This window comes from Thalassorhabdomicrobium marinisediminis (genome assembly GCF_003072065.1).
Classification (GTDB): Bacteria; Pseudomonadota; Alphaproteobacteria; order Rhodobacterales; family Rhodobacteraceae; genus Octadecabacter; species Octadecabacter marinisediminis.
Genome location: NZ_QCYG01000003.1, coordinates 85320 through 98274 on the forward strand (window position 1 = coordinate 85320; position 12955 = coordinate 98274).

Annotated in this window: 13 protein-coding genes; 7 read left to right on the top strand and 6 right to left on the bottom strand. The window is 63.5% G+C overall.

Annotation, left to right across the window (positions count from 1 at the left end; all coding sequences use genetic code 11):
- Positions 1–8: 8 nt before the first annotated feature.
- From sdhC to DC363_RS04945, 5 genes are all read right to left on the bottom strand, one after another.
- The gene (gene sdhC, locus DC363_RS04925; protein ID WP_108640027.1) at positions 9–392 is read right to left on the bottom strand and encodes a succinate dehydrogenase, cytochrome b556 subunit; all 384 of its coding nucleotides are present in this window, start codon (positions 390–392) and stop codon (positions 9–11) included.
- Positions 393–619: 227 nt separating this feature from the next.
- On the bottom strand, positions 620–1651 hold the full coding sequence (locus DC363_RS04930) for a MaoC family dehydratase (protein WP_108640028.1): 1032 nt from the start codon (positions 1649–1651) through the stop codon (positions 620–622).
- The gene (locus DC363_RS04935) at positions 1648–1854 is read right to left on the bottom strand and encodes a DUF1737 domain-containing protein (protein WP_108640029.1); all 207 of its coding nucleotides are present in this window, start codon (positions 1852–1854) and stop codon (positions 1648–1650) included. The genes DC363_RS04930 and DC363_RS04935 overlap by 4 nt, the downstream gene beginning before the upstream one ends.
- A gap of 3 nt (positions 1855–1857) precedes the next feature.
- Positions 1858–2403 carry an NnrU family protein gene (locus DC363_RS04940; protein ID WP_108640030.1) on the bottom strand — a complete coding sequence of 182 codons (546 nt, stop codon included), beginning with the start codon at positions 2401–2403 and terminating at the stop codon, positions 1858–1860.
- A complete protein-coding gene (locus DC363_RS04945; RefSeq protein WP_108640031.1) occupies positions 2400–3248 on the bottom strand; it encodes an HpcH/HpaI aldolase/citrate lyase family protein in 849 nt (282 codons plus the stop codon). The genes DC363_RS04940 and DC363_RS04945 overlap by 4 nt, the downstream gene beginning before the upstream one ends.
- 219 nt (positions 3249–3467) lie before the next feature.
- On the opposite strand from DC363_RS04945, the gene DC363_RS04950 reads away from it, so the two are divergent.
- A complete protein-coding gene (locus DC363_RS04950; protein WP_108640032.1) occupies positions 3468–3767 on the top strand; it encodes a hypothetical protein in 300 nt (99 codons plus the stop codon).
- A gap of 6 nt (positions 3768–3773) precedes the next feature.
- Here DC363_RS04950 and DC363_RS04955 read toward each other — a convergent pair whose 3' ends face one another.
- Positions 3774–4514 carry a sulfite exporter TauE/SafE family protein gene (locus DC363_RS04955; RefSeq protein ID WP_108640033.1) on the bottom strand — a complete coding sequence of 247 codons (741 nt, stop codon included), beginning with the start codon at positions 4512–4514 and terminating at the stop codon, positions 3774–3776.
- A gap of 237 nt (positions 4515–4751) precedes the next feature.
- On the opposite strand from DC363_RS04955, the gene mdh reads away from it, so the two are divergent.
- From mdh to odhB, 6 genes are all read left to right on the top strand, one after another.
- Entirely contained in the window at positions 4752–5714 is a 963-nt protein-coding gene (gene mdh, locus DC363_RS04960) for a malate dehydrogenase (RefSeq protein WP_108640034.1), read from the top strand.
- 272 nt (positions 5715–5986) lie between these two features.
- On the top strand, positions 5987–7180 hold the full coding sequence (gene sucC / locus DC363_RS04965) for an ADP-forming succinate--CoA ligase subunit beta (protein WP_108640035.1): 1194 nt from the start codon (positions 5987–5989) through the stop codon (positions 7178–7180).
- A 1-nt stretch (position 7181) separates the two neighbouring features.
- Positions 7182–7358: a hypothetical protein gene (locus tag DC363_RS16795; RefSeq protein ID WP_158270832.1), complete on the top strand. Its 177-nt coding sequence runs from the start codon at positions 7182–7184 to the stop codon at positions 7356–7358.
- Positions 7359–8240: a succinate--CoA ligase subunit alpha gene (gene sucD / locus DC363_RS04970; protein ID WP_108640036.1), complete on the top strand. Its 882-nt coding sequence runs from the start codon at positions 7359–7361 to the stop codon at positions 8238–8240.
- Between the two features lie 147 nt (positions 8241–8387).
- Positions 8388–11348, top strand: coding sequence for a 2-oxoglutarate dehydrogenase E1 component (locus DC363_RS04975; RefSeq protein ID WP_108640037.1), 2961 nt, complete (start codon positions 8388–8390; stop codon positions 11346–11348).
- Entirely contained in the window at positions 11342–12934 is a 1593-nt protein-coding gene (gene odhB / locus DC363_RS04980; RefSeq protein ID WP_108640038.1) for a 2-oxoglutarate dehydrogenase complex dihydrolipoyllysine-residue succinyltransferase, read from the top strand. Before DC363_RS04975 ends, odhB begins: the two co-directional genes overlap by 7 nt.
- Positions 12935–12955 lie beyond the last annotated feature (21 nt).

Genomic DNA, 12955 nt, shown 5'->3' on the forward strand with positions numbered 1-12955 from the left:
TCAGCCCCTTACAGCACGATTGCGGTGAAAATGGTCAGCAGGATCGAGATCAGGATGATCGCCATGCCCGCCAGTTCGGAGCGTTCCACGTCAAGCATGCGGCCGCTGTCCCAGATCAGGTGCCGGATCCCGGCGAGGGAGTGATACCACAGGCAGGCGACCGAGCCGAACATCACCAGATCGCCGAACCAGCTGGTCATGAAGCCATTCGCCCGCTCATAGGCTTCGGGGCCCGACGCCAGCGCGGCGAACCACCACACGACCAGCAACGCCCCCACGATCAGGGCATTGCCCGTCAGGCGGGTGAAGATCGACGTCATCGACGTCAGTTGCGGGCGATAGATCGTAAGGTGCGGAGACAGCGGGCGATTGCCCCGATTGACGTCGGCCATGATGGCTCCCTCTTGCTGCGGTCTTGGACCGGTGCGGCGTGAAACTTGCACCTGTTCTAACGTATTACACAGGAGTGTCACGGTGTGCGAGCGTATGCAGCGGCGAAATCTTGTCGCAGATTGCAGGTTTTTTCCAAATTGTGATCACTAGCTGACGGTGTGTGATCACAAAGGCCGTGATACTGGGTGGGCGCTCGGTGCAGCCGTTCCGCGCCAAAAAGCGGCCGCTAGGTAGGCATCAGCGCCCAGTAATCCAGATCGAGCAACACGTGCGGCAAGTATTTCCCGTCGTCGCCTTTCAGCGCCCCGACCTCTCCGCCCGTGGTGGCCACCAGCCGCAAACGGATCGCGCCGACGCCCGGCGCGTCCAGCGGAGCGGTGTCCAGCACCTCGGACCACGCCCGCACCGTATCGCCTGCGAAACAGGGGTTCGCATGGGCGCCTCCGTTGATGGCGACCAGCATCTGCGCATTGGCCAGCCCGTTGAAGGTCAGCGCGCGGGCCAGCGAGATCACGTGCCCGCCGTAGATCAGCCGTTTGCCATCCTCTCGTGCGGTGGCGTCGAAATGCACTTTGGCGGTGTTCTGCCACAGGCGGGTGGCGAGCATGTGCTCGGCCTCTTCCACGGTGACGCCGTCCACGTGATCGACTACCTCGCCCACGGTATAGTCGCGCAGCCGGTGCGGCTCTCCGGCAAGGGTGAAATCATAGTCGGTAAAATCAAGGCCCTTCGGCACCACCAGATCGCTGGCCGCAACAGAGTCCTTCAACTCGGGGATCACCGTCTCGGGCGCGGGCGCGTCCGGATCGCCTCTGCGGACCATGACCCAGCGGACGAATTGCAGCACCTCTTGCCCGTGCTGGTTGGTGCCCGTGGTGCGCACATAGACCACGCCGGATTTGCCGTTCGAGTTCTGCTTGAGGCCGATGACCTCGGACGTCGACCGCAACGTGTCCCCCGGCCAGACAGGGGCGAGCCAGCGACAGTCCGCATAACCCAGATTGGCGATGGCGTTGAGCGAGATGTCGGGCACGGATTTGCCGAAGACGATATGAAAGACGATCAGATCGTCCAGCGGGCTGGCGGACAGGCCGCAGCCCTGCGCGAAAGCATCGGACGAATAAAGCGCGTGCCGCGCGGGGTAGAGCATGTGGTTGAGCGCCCGCTCTCCACCGGACACCGTGCGCGGCACGGCGTGGTCGATCATCTCCCCCAGACGGTAATCCTCGAAAAAGCGGCCTGTGTTGGTCTTGCTCACTGGGCGCCCAACTTCATGTCGGGGGAATACTCGGCCCCTACGGTTTTGATCACCCCCTGCCCGCAGCGCAGCACCCCGTTGGCGTGGTCATAGGTGTATTGCGGGTCGCCATAAAGCTCCCACCCTTGCGCGAGGGCGGCGCTGACCTTGTGGCAGAACTCTGAGGAATCGTCCTCGGTCAGAAAGCGGTACAGTGTGCTCATGTCTTATCCAAACAGATTGTAGCCAAGCCAGATGTGGATGGCGGAAACGATGCCGAACACCACGAATGTGGCGACAACGGCGATGATCTCGGATTTGATCGGCGGCGCGTGATAGGCTCCGCGCGGCCCTTCGGCGCGGTTGATCAGCGCCATTTCCACCAGCGCCCAGAGAGCCAGGCCGCCGAACAGCACCAGCGAGCGCAGATCGCCGTTCACCAGCAGGTGCGCGCCGGCCCAGACCAGCACCGCCGTCAGCTGCGGATGGCGGATGTAGCGGGTCACCCGCGTGCCCTTGCCCGAGGCGGCAAAGAGGTAGAAGGCCAGCAGCATCAACAGGTTGTTGATCCCTGTCAGGGCTGGCGAGCGGCTCCAATACGGGGTGCTGTCGGCGTCGCCGTAGCCGATCACCATCAACACGATGGCCACAACCGAGAGCGCCGCGACGATCCCCTTGCCCGCGCTGCCGAATCGGGCGCGGTGGTCGGGCGCCACCCGTTTCCAGGTGTGCGAGGCGACCCAAAGCGCCAGCCCGAGCAGTAGAACGATCATGTATCCGCCTCCAGTTTTTTGATTGCGTCCGCTTTGGCCAAGGTCGCGCGGGCGGTTTCGATATGCAAGTTCTCGACGATCTTGCCATCGACCACGGCAACACCCTGCCCTTCGGCCTGTGCTGCGTCGAAAGCGGCGATCTGGCGGCGGGCGAGGTCGATCTCCGCCTCGGTCGGGGCAAAGGCCGCGTTTGCGATGGCGACCTGCGCGGGATGGATCAGGCTTTTGCCGTCGAACCCCATGTCGCGGCCCTGTTCGCATTCGGCGCGGAACCCGTCTTCGTCCTTGAAGGCGTTGTAAACCCCGTCGATGACGATCACCCCGTGGGCGCGGGCGGCGAGCAAGCTGAGCTGCAACGCGGTGAGCAGCGGTTCGCGGTCCGCGCGGCTGCGCGTGTTGAGATCCTTGGCAAGATCGTTGGTGCCCAGCACGAAGCCCTCGATCTGCGGATGGGCGGCAATCTCGCGCGCGTTGAGGATGCCCAGCGGCGTCTCGATCATCGCCCAGATCGGCTTGCTGGTGAGCCCGGCGAGCGCGTCCACGTCCGCCGGTCCGTTCACCTTGGGCAACAGCACCGCATCGCAATCCATGGCATGGGCGGCGGCGGCGTCTTCGGCCCCCCAAGGGGTGTCGAGCCCGTTGATCCGCACCACCCGCAGGCGTGCGCCGTAGCCGCCTTTGGCGAGTTCCTCCGCAAGCGTGGCGCGGGCGGCGGGTTTTTCGTCCGGCGTGACCGCGTCCTCAAGATCGAACAGGATCACATCCACCGGCAGGCCCCGCGCCTTGTCGAGCGCGCGGGGCTTCGAGCCGGGGATATACAGGGCAGAGCGGTGCGGGCGTGACATGGAGCCTCCGAAGTTCGGGCGGGTAATATTGTTGCGGCAAAAGGGCCAGATTCCGCCGCATCTTGCAAGCCCAAACCTGCCGCAGCGCAGCGAAAAATCCTTCGCGCGCGCAGCGCAACAGCACCGTGCCGCCGCGTTAACCATTCTTAAAAGGTTAACGCGCAGGCTTGTCGCACGGTTCACGAAAGGCTGACGCCCCCTGTTTAGGAGAATGCGACCATGTTCAAGACCCTGTCACTTGCGACGATCACTGCCCTTGCGGCGCAGACGGCCAGCGCCCAAGGCAATTGCGCCGACCACGACCGAGTGGTTGAGCGGCTGGCTTCAGGCTATGGCGAAACGCGGCAGTCGATCGGCCTCGGGGCGGACAACACGGTGGTCGAGGTCTTTGCCGCGCTCGACACCGGGACCTGGACGATCACGGTGACCCGCCCGGGCGGGCCGACCTGTCTGGTGGCCAGCGGCGGCGCGTTTCAGGTGCTGGCCGAAGGATTGCCCAACACCGATCCGGGGGCCTGATGGCGCTTAGCCCAAAAGCCCGTCCCAGATCAGTTTGAGCGAGACCGCCAGCAGCATCCATGTCACCGCCAGATAGAACACCCGTTCGGGCAGGACGCGGATGAGATGGTAGGCGACGCCCACGGCCAGCACCGCCGGTAGACACAGGATCGCGGTGATCTTCAGGCTTTGCAGTTGTAACAATCCAAGCTGGTGATAGGGCCAGACCTTGAGGATGTTCATCGTCGCGAAGGCGGCGGTGGAGGTGCCCGAGAAGACCATTTTCGGCAGGCGCTGGGGCAAGGCCCAGACCTGCCACGGTGGCGCGCCTGCGTGGCTGATGAAACTGGTGAACCCGGCGATGGACGTCCAGAACACGCCCGCGCGCCAGCCTGCGGGGCGGGCCGTGGCGGTTTTCGAGCGCCACAGGTAGTTGAGCGAGAAGACCAGCCCGATCCCGCCGATCAGCACCCGCACGAAATCTTCGGACACCAGCTGCGCCGTCGCCCAGCCGACCGCGGTGCCGATCACGATCCCCACCACCGCGATGCGCCAGATCGACAGGTCGATGTGGCGGCGATAGGCCCAGAGCCCGAAGACATCCGACACGATAAACACCGGCAGCAGCAGGCCCGCGGCCACCAGCGGCGAGATCGCCAGCGACAGGATCGGCACAGCCAGCCCGCCGAAGGCCGGCGCACCCCCCTTGGACAGCCCCACGCAGAAGGCCGCCGTGACGGCAAGGGCCCAGAATGTCATGCCGTCCATGTGGCGCCTTTCAAAGGGTACAGAATCACGCGGCGGGTGCCCGCGCGGCCCGCCGCACCCCGGATCAAATCCCCGCTACGCTAGCGCAAACAATCCCCCGCAAACAATGGCCTGTGCTGCGCTGCAGCGCAGCAGGCTTGCACGACGGTCTGCAAAGGATTAGGCAACCCACGGACTGACGTGCGAACAAGACCCGCACGCCACTCGCCTTTTCGAACGGACAAAGGACCCATTCACATGGCCAGACCCAAAATCGCCCTGATCGGCGCCGGTAACATTGGCGGCACGCTCGCCCATCTTGCAGCACTCAAGGAGCTGGGCGACGTCGTCCTGTTCGACATCGCGGACGGCCTGCCGCAGGGCAAGGCGCTCGACATCGCGGAATCCGGCCCCTCGGAAGGGTTCGACGCGGCCATGTCGGGCACCTCGGACTATGCCGATATTGCGGGCGCAGACGTCTGCATCGTCACCGCCGGTGTCGCCCGCAAACCGGGCATGAGCCGTGACGACCTGCTGGGCATCAATCTCAAAGTCATGAAATCCGTGGGCGAAGGCATCGCCGAACACGCGCCGAATGCTTTCGTGATCTGCATCACCAACCCGCTGGATGCGATGGTCTGGGCGTTGCGCGAATTCTCGGGCCTGCCACACAACATGGTCTGCGGCATGGCGGGCGTGCTGGACAGCGCGCGGTTCCGCCACTTCCTGGCCGAGGAATTCGACGTCTCCATGCGCGACGTCACCGCCTTCGTGCTGGGCGGCCACGGCGACACGATGGTGCCGTCTGTGCGCTACTCCACCGTCGCGGGCATTCCCCTGCCCGACCTGATCGAGATGGGCTGGACCACGCAGGACAAGCTGGACGCCATCGTGCAGCGCACCCGGGACGGCGGCGCAGAGATCGTCGGTCTGCTGAAAACCGGATCGGCCTATTACGCGCCGGCCACCAGCGCCATCGAGATGGCCGAAGCCTTCCTGAAGGACCAAAAGCGCGTCCTGCCCTGCGCGGCTTATGTGGACGGGGCCTTTGGGCTGAACGGCATGTATGTCGGCGTGCCCACCGTGATCGGCGCGGGCGGCGTGGAGCGTGTGGTCAACATCAAGCTCAACAAGCAAGAGCAAGAGATGTTCGACACCTCCGTCGAGGCTGTCAAAGGTCTGGTGGATGCGTGCAAGGGCATCGACAGCTCGCTCACCTGAGACTGCTGACAAGAGAAGATCCACAGGCAGGTGCTTCGGCGCCTGCCTGTTTTCGTATGCGGAAATGGACGGGATGCGCGAATCCCCTATTTTTTAAATGTTAAACACTTTTCATCGGTTTTCCGGCGGCGGAATTTTTTATGTGATCACACGCCTGATGGGTGTGATCACAAATGTCGGTTTTTTCATCGGTTCTGTTAAACACCCATTCAAACCCTACGTCTAACAGGGCTATAGCAGAACGAACGCTTATCAGATCGAAGGACGGTTTCATGAACATCCACGAATATCAGGCCAAGGCGCTTCTGGCGTCCTATGGTGCCCCGGTCAGCGACGGCCGTGCCGTGCTGCGCGCGGAAGAAGCCAAGACCGCCGCGGGCGAGCTGGACGGGCCGCTTTGGGTCGTCAAGGCGCAGATCCACGCCGGTGGGCGCGGCAAGGGCAAGTTCAAGGAAGCCGACGCCGGTGACGCGGGCGGTGTGCGCCTGACCAAATCGGTCGAGGAAGCCGCCGAGGAAGCAAAAAAAATGCTGGGCCGCACGCTGGTCACGCACCAGACCGGCCCCGCCGGCAAGCAGGTCAACCGCGTCTATATCGAGGATGGCTCGGGCATCGAGACCGAGATGTATCTGGCGCTGCTGGTGGATCGCCAGACCAGCCGCATCGGCTTCGTCGTCTCGACCGAGGGCGGCATGGACATCGAGGAAGTGGCCGAGAGCACGCCTGAGAAAATCCTCAACTTCACCGTCGATCCTGCCACCGGCTACCAGCCCTTCCACGGCCGTCGCGTGGCCTTCGCGCTGGGGCTCGAAGGGGCGCAGGTCAAGCAGTGCGTCAAGCTGATGGGGCAACTCTACACAGCCTTCACCGAGAAGGACATGGAGATGCTCGAGATCAACCCGCTGATCGTCACCGACAAGGGCGACCTCAAGGTGCTGGACGCGAAGGTGAGCTTTGACGGCAACGCGGTTTACCGCCATTCCGACGTCGCCGCCCTGCGTGACGAGACCGAGGAAGACCCCAAGGAACTCGCCGCCTCGAAATACGACCTCAACTACATCGCGCTGGACGGTGAGATCGGCTGCATGGTCAACGGCGCGGGTCTTGCCATGGCGACGATGGACATCATCAAGCTTTACGGCGCAGAGCCTGCCAACTTCCTCGACGTAGGCGGCGGTGCGACCAAGGAAAAGGTCACCGAAGCCTTCAAGATCATCACCAGCGACGACAACGTCAAAGGCATTCTGGTCAACATCTTCGGCGGCATCATGCGCTGCGACGTGATCGCCGAGGGCGTGGTCTCGGCGGTCAAGGAAGTCGGCCTGCAGGTGCCGCTGGTCGTGCGTCTGGAAGGCACGAACGTCGAAGAGGGCAAGAAGATCATCAACGAAAGCGGTCTGGATGTGATCGCGGCCGATGACCTCAAGGACGGCGCGCAGAAGATCGTGAAAGCGGTCAAAGGGTGAAATGATTCAGGTCGTCATCATCGTTGGGGGCGCACTCTTCACCCTTAGCCTCATGCTACCACAGCTTGGCGTAGTGGTCATGATCTTGGCCACCGGCTTTACCGTGTATTGGTTGAGCACAGAAGGGCCTTTTGCAGACGATGAGACGCTTCCAGTACAAAATGAACAGGACAATTAAATGGCCATTCTCGTAAACGAAAACACCAAAGTCATCTGTCAGGGCCTGACCGGGTCGCAGGGCACCTTCCATACTGAGCAGGCGATGGCCTATGGCACCAAGATGGTCGGCGGCGTGACCCCCGGCAAGGGCGGTCAGACGCACCTTGACCTGCCGGTCTACAACTCGGTCCACGAAGCGATGCACCAGACCGAGGCGAATGCGTCGGTCATCTACGTGCCGCCCCCCTTTGCCGCGGATTCCATCCTTGAGGCAATTGATGCGGAAATGCCGCTGATCATCTGCATCACCGAAGGCATTCCGGTGCTCGACATGATGCGCGTGAAGCGCGCGCTGGAAGGTTCTGCCTCGCGTCTGATCGGACCGAACTGCCCCGGCGTCATCACGCCCGACGCCTGCAAGATCGGCATCATGCCCGGCCACATCCACAAGCGCGGTTCGGTCGGCGTTGTGTCCCGTTCCGGCACGCTGACCTATGAGGCGGTCAAGCAGACCTCGGACAGCGGCCTTGGGCAATCCACCGCCGTGGGCATCGGCGGCGATCCGATCAAGGGGACCGAGCACATCGACGTGCTGGATATGTTCCTTGACGATGATGAGACGCAATCCATCATCATGATCGGCGAGATCGGCGGCACCGCCGAAGAGGAAGCAGCAGAATTCCTTGCCGAGCAGAAGAAAAAGGGCCGCTGGAAGCCGGTTGCGGGTTTCATCGCGGGCCGCACCGCCCCTCCGGGCCGCCGCATGGGCCACGCGGGCGCCATCGTCGCAGGTGGCAAGGGCGACGCGGAAAGCAAGATCGAGGCGATGAAATCCGCCGGGATCGTGGTCGCCGACAGCCCCGCCACGCTGGGCGAGGCCGTGTTGAAGGCGATCGGCTGATGAAAAGATCGGGCGCGTTCCTGAACAAGGGCCGCGCCCGGGCCTGGGTGGGTGCGTAGCGCCCTCCCGTCGGGGGTCGGCACATACCGGCAATCCCGCCGGGCAACCCATCCAGCACAGGGCGAAACAGATTAAAGGTGACCGTCCATGACTGACCAATCCCCCAACGACCAGTTCCACGCCTCGTCCTTTATGCAGGGACACAACGCGGAATACATCGAACAGCTTTATGCGCGCTATGCCGACAACCCGAACGCGGTTGACGAGAGCTGGCGCGCCTTCTTCAAGTCGCTGGGGGACGCACCGGACGACGCGAAGGCCGAGGCAGCGGGTCCGTCCTGGGCCCGCGCGGACTGGCCGCCGCAGCCGAACGACGACCTGACCGCGGCGCTGGATGGCCAGTGGGCGCAGGAACCGGACGCGGCCGGCAAGAAGATCAAGGAAAAGGCCCGCGAGGTCGGCGTTGAGGTCAGCGACCAGCAGGTGCGGCACGCGGTGCTCGATTCCGTGCGCGCGCTGATGATCATCCGCGCCTATCGCATCCGCGGGCATCTGGTGGCCGACCTCGATCCGCTGGGCATGCGCGACCAGACCCCGCACCCCGAGCTTGACCCCCGCTCCTACGGTTTCACCGACGCCGACATGGACCGGCCGATCTTCATCGACAATGTGCTGGGCCTTGAAGTGGCCACGATGAACGAGATCCTCGCCATCGTGCAAAGCACCTATTGCGGCACCTTCGCGCTGCAATACATGCACATTTCCGACCCCGAGCAATCGGCATGGCTGAAAGAGCGGATCGAGGGCTACGGCAAGGAAATCAGCTTCACCCGCGAGGGACGCAAAGCCATCCTTGGCAGCTTGGTGCAGGCCGAAGGGTTCGAGAAGTTCCTGCACGTCAAATACATGGGCACCAAGCGCTTCGGGCTGGACGGGGGCGAAAGCCTGATCCCGGCGATGGAGCAGATCATCAAGCGCGGCGGGCAGCTCGGCCTTGAAGAGATCGTCATCGGGATGCCGCACCGGGGCCGTCTGAGCGTGCTGGCCAACGTGATGCAGAAACCCTATCGCGCGATCTTCAACGAATTCCAGGGCGGCAGCTTCAAGCCCGAGGACGTGGACGGCTCAGGCGATGTGAAATACCACCTTGGCGCTTCGTCCGACCGGGAATTCGACGGCAATTCGGTCCACCTGTCGCTGACCGCGAACCCCAGCCACCTTGAGGCTGTGAACCCCGTGGTGCTGGGCAAGGTCCGCGCCAAGCAGGACCAGATCAACGACACCGACCGCACCCGCGCCATGGGCGTTCTGCTGCACGGGGACGCGGCCTTTGCGGGTCAGGGCGTCGTGGCCGAGGGCTTCGGCCTGTCGGGGCTGCGCGGGCATCGCACCGGCGGCACCATGCACATCGTGGTCAACAACCAGATCGGCTTTACCACCGCGCCGCATTTCTCGCGCTCGTCCCCCTACCCCACTGACATTGCGCTGATGGTCGAAGCGCCGATCTTCCACGTGAACGGGGACGACCCCGAGGCTGTGGTCCACGCCGCGCGCGTGGCGACCGAGTTCCGCCAGAAGTTCCACAAGGACGTGGTGCTCGACATCATCTGCTATCGCCGCTTCGGTCACAACGAAGGCGATGAGCCGATGTTCACCAACCCGGTGATGTACAAGAAGATCAAGCAGCAGAAGACCACGCTGACGCTTTATACCGAGCGGCTGGTGCGCGACGGGCTGATCCCCGAGGGCGAGATCGAGGACATGAAAGCCTCGTTCCAGCAACACCTCAACGAGGAATTCGAGGCCGGCACCGACTACAAGCCCAACAAGGCCGACTGGCTGGATGGCAAGTGGTCGCATCTGGACCGCCAGAAGGACAAGTACCAGCGCGGCAAGACGGCGATCTCGAAAGAGACCTTCGACGACGTCGGCCGCGCGTTGACGACGGTGCCGGACGGCTTCCCCATGCACAAGACCGTGGGGCGCATCCTTGAGGCGAAGAAGAAGATGTTCGAGACCGGCGAAGGCTTTGACTGGGCCACCGGTGAGGCGCTGGCCTTTGGCTCGCTGCTCACCGAAGGCTATCCGGTGCGCCTGTCGGGGCAGGATTCCACCCGCGGGACCTTCTCGCAGCGGCATTCCGGCATCGTGAACCAGGAAACCGAAGAGCGGTATTATTCGCTCAACCACATCCGCGAGGGTCAATCGCGGTATGAGGTGATCGATTCCATGCTGTCGGAATATGCGGTGCTTGGCTTCGAATACGGCTATTCGCTGGCCGAACCCAACGCTCTGACCCTGTGGGAAGCGCAGTTCGGCGACTTTGCCAACGGCGCGCAAATCATGTTCGACCAGTTCATCAGCAGCGGGGAGAGCAAGTGGCTGCGGATGTCCGGCCTCGTCTGTCTGCTGCCCCACGGCTACGAAGGCCAAGGGCCGGAGCACTCCAGCGCGCGGCTTGAGCGGTTCTTGCAGATGTGCGGGGGCGACAACTGGATCGTCGCCAACTGCACCACGCCGGCGAACTATTTCCACATCCTGCGTCGTCAGCTGCACCGCAGCTACCGCAAGCCGCTGATCCTGATGACCCCGAAGTCGCTGCTGCGCCACAAGCTGGCCGTCAGCAAGGCCGAAGAGTTCCAGTCCGGCAGCAGCTTCCACCGCGTGCTTTGGGACGATGCCCAGCACGGCAACTCAGACACCGAACTGGTGGCCGACGACAAGATCAAGCGCGTCGTTATGTGTTCGGGCAAGGTCTATTACGACCTGCTGGAAGAGCGTGACGCCCGCGGCATCGACGACATCTATCTGATGCGGTTCGAGCAGTTCTACCCCTTCCCCGCGCAATCGGCGGTGAAAGAGCTTGAGCGGTTCAAGAACGCCGAAATGGTCTGGTGTCAGGAAGAGCCGAAGAACCAGGGCGGCTGGACCTTCATGGAGCCGAACATCGAATGGGTCCTGACCCGCATCAAGGCCCAGCACACGCGACCGGTCTATGTGGGGCGTCCGGCCTCGGCCTCGCCCGCGACCGGTCTGGCCAGCCAGCACAAAGCCCAGCAAGCCACGCTTGTTGACGAAGCACTTACCGTTGAAGGATCGAAATCATGACCGAAGTCCGTGTCCCCACCCTTGGCGAATCCGTCACCGAAGCCACCGTCGCCACCTGGTTCAAGAAACCCGGCGACAGCGTCGCGCAGGATGAAATGCTCTGCGAGCTCGAGACCGACAAGGTCACCGTCGAAGTGCCCGCCCCCGTGGCCGGCACCCTGTCCGAGATCGTCGCGCAAGAGGGTCAGACCGTCGGCGTCGACGCGCTGCTGGCGCAGATCAGCGCAGGCGGCGAAGCCACGGCCAATGACGCCGGCGGCGACGATCCCTCGACCCCGATCGACGCAGGCTCGGCCGATGTGAAGCTGCGCTCGGAAGGTGGCGCCGAGAGCACCGACAGTGGCGCAGCGGGCGGCAAATCGCTGGACGTGATGGTGCCGACGCTGGGCGAAAGCGTGACCGAGGCGACCGTCTCCACCTGGTTCAAGAAGGTGGGTGAGGCTTTCGACGCCGATGAGATGCTCTGCGAGCTGGAAACCGACAAGGTGTCGGTCGAAGTGCCCGCGCCCGCGGCCGGCGTGCTGACCGAACTGCTCGCCAACGAAGGCGATACGGTCGAGGCCGGCGGCAAGCTGGCGGTCATGTCCACCGACGCCAAGGCTTCGGCCTCTGAAGTGACCGGCGTGCCCGACACCACCACCAAGCCAGAAGCGCAGGCGAAAGACAACGACACCGGCTCGGGCCGCACGGACATCGAAGACGCGCCCAGCGCCAAGAAGCTGATGGCCGAACACGGGTTGTCGTCGGGCGATGTGACCGGCACCGGCAAGGACGGACGGGTGATGAAGGAAGACGTGCAGAAGGCCATTCAGGGCGGCGCGAAACCGGCGGCGGCTGCGGCCCCTGCCCCGGCCAAGACCAGCGCGCCGGCTTCGGCGGATCAGGCGGACCGCGAAGAGCGCGTCAAGATGACCCGTCTGCGCCAGACCATCGCCCGCCGTCTGAAGGAAAGCCAGAACACCGCCGCGATGCTGACCACCTACAACGAGGTGGACATGACCGAAGTCATGGCTTTGCGCAATGAATACAAGGACCTGTTCCTCAAGAAGCACGGCGTCAAACTGGGTTTCATGTCCTTCTTCACCAAGGCCTGCGTGCATGCGCTCAACGAAGTGCCCGAGGTGAACGCCGAAATCGACGGCACCGATGTGGTCTACAAGAACTACGTCAACATGGGCATCGCGGCGGGCACGCCCACGGGCCTTGTGGTGCCGGTGATCAAGGACGCCGACGCGATGAGCTTCGCGGCGATCGAGAAAGCCATTGCAGAAAAGGGTGCCAAGGCCCGCGACGGCAAACTGTCGATGGAAGAGATGCAGGGCGGCACCTTCACGATCTCCAACGGCGGCGTTTACGGCTCGCTCATGTCCTCGCCCATCCTGAACCCGCCGCAGTCGGGCATCCTTGGCATGCACAAGATCCAGGACCGCCCCATGGCGATCAACGGTGAGGTGGTGATCCGCCCGATGATGTATCTGGCGCTGAGCTACGACCACCGGATCGTCGACGGCAAGGGCGCGGTGACCTTCCTCGTGCGCGTGAAAGAGGCGCTGGAAGATCCCCGCCGCCTGCTGATGGATCTGTGATGACACTCCACGCCACGGTGT

Excerpts from the sequence above, each read along its gene's own strand:
- sucD (WP_108640036.1), top strand. The coding sequence starts at position 7,359 with ATGGCCATTCTCGTAAACGAAAACACCAAAGTCATCTGTCAGGGCCTG.
- DC363_RS04950 (WP_108640032.1), top strand. The coding sequence starts at position 3,468 with ATGTTCAAGACCCTGTCACTTGCGACGATCACTGCCCTTGCGGCGCAG.
- DC363_RS04935 (WP_108640029.1), bottom strand. The coding sequence starts at position 1,854 with ATGAGCACACTGTACCGCTTTCTGACCGAGGACGATTCCTCAGAGTTC.
- DC363_RS04945 (WP_108640031.1), bottom strand. The coding sequence starts at position 3,248 with ATGTCACGCCCGCACCGCTCTGCCCTGTATATCCCCGGCTCGAAGCCC.
- DC363_RS04955 (WP_108640033.1), bottom strand. The coding sequence starts at position 4,514 with ATGGACGGCATGACATTCTGGGCCCTTGCCGTCACGGCGGCCTTCTGC.
- DC363_RS16795 (WP_158270832.1), top strand. The coding sequence starts at position 7,182 with ATGATTCAGGTCGTCATCATCGTTGGGGGCGCACTCTTCACCCTTAGC.
- sucC (WP_108640035.1), top strand. The coding sequence starts at position 5,987 with ATGAACATCCACGAATATCAGGCCAAGGCGCTTCTGGCGTCCTATGGT.
- sdhC (WP_108640027.1), bottom strand. The coding sequence starts at position 392 with ATGGCCGACGTCAATCGGGGCAATCGCCCGCTGTCTCCGCACCTTACG.
- mdh (WP_108640034.1), top strand. The coding sequence starts at position 4,752 with ATGGCCAGACCCAAAATCGCCCTGATCGGCGCCGGTAACATTGGCGGC.
- DC363_RS04940 (WP_108640030.1), bottom strand. The coding sequence starts at position 2,403 with ATGATCGTTCTACTGCTCGGGCTGGCGCTTTGGGTCGCCTCGCACACC.
- DC363_RS04975 (WP_108640037.1), top strand. The coding sequence starts at position 8,388 with ATGACTGACCAATCCCCCAACGACCAGTTCCACGCCTCGTCCTTTATG.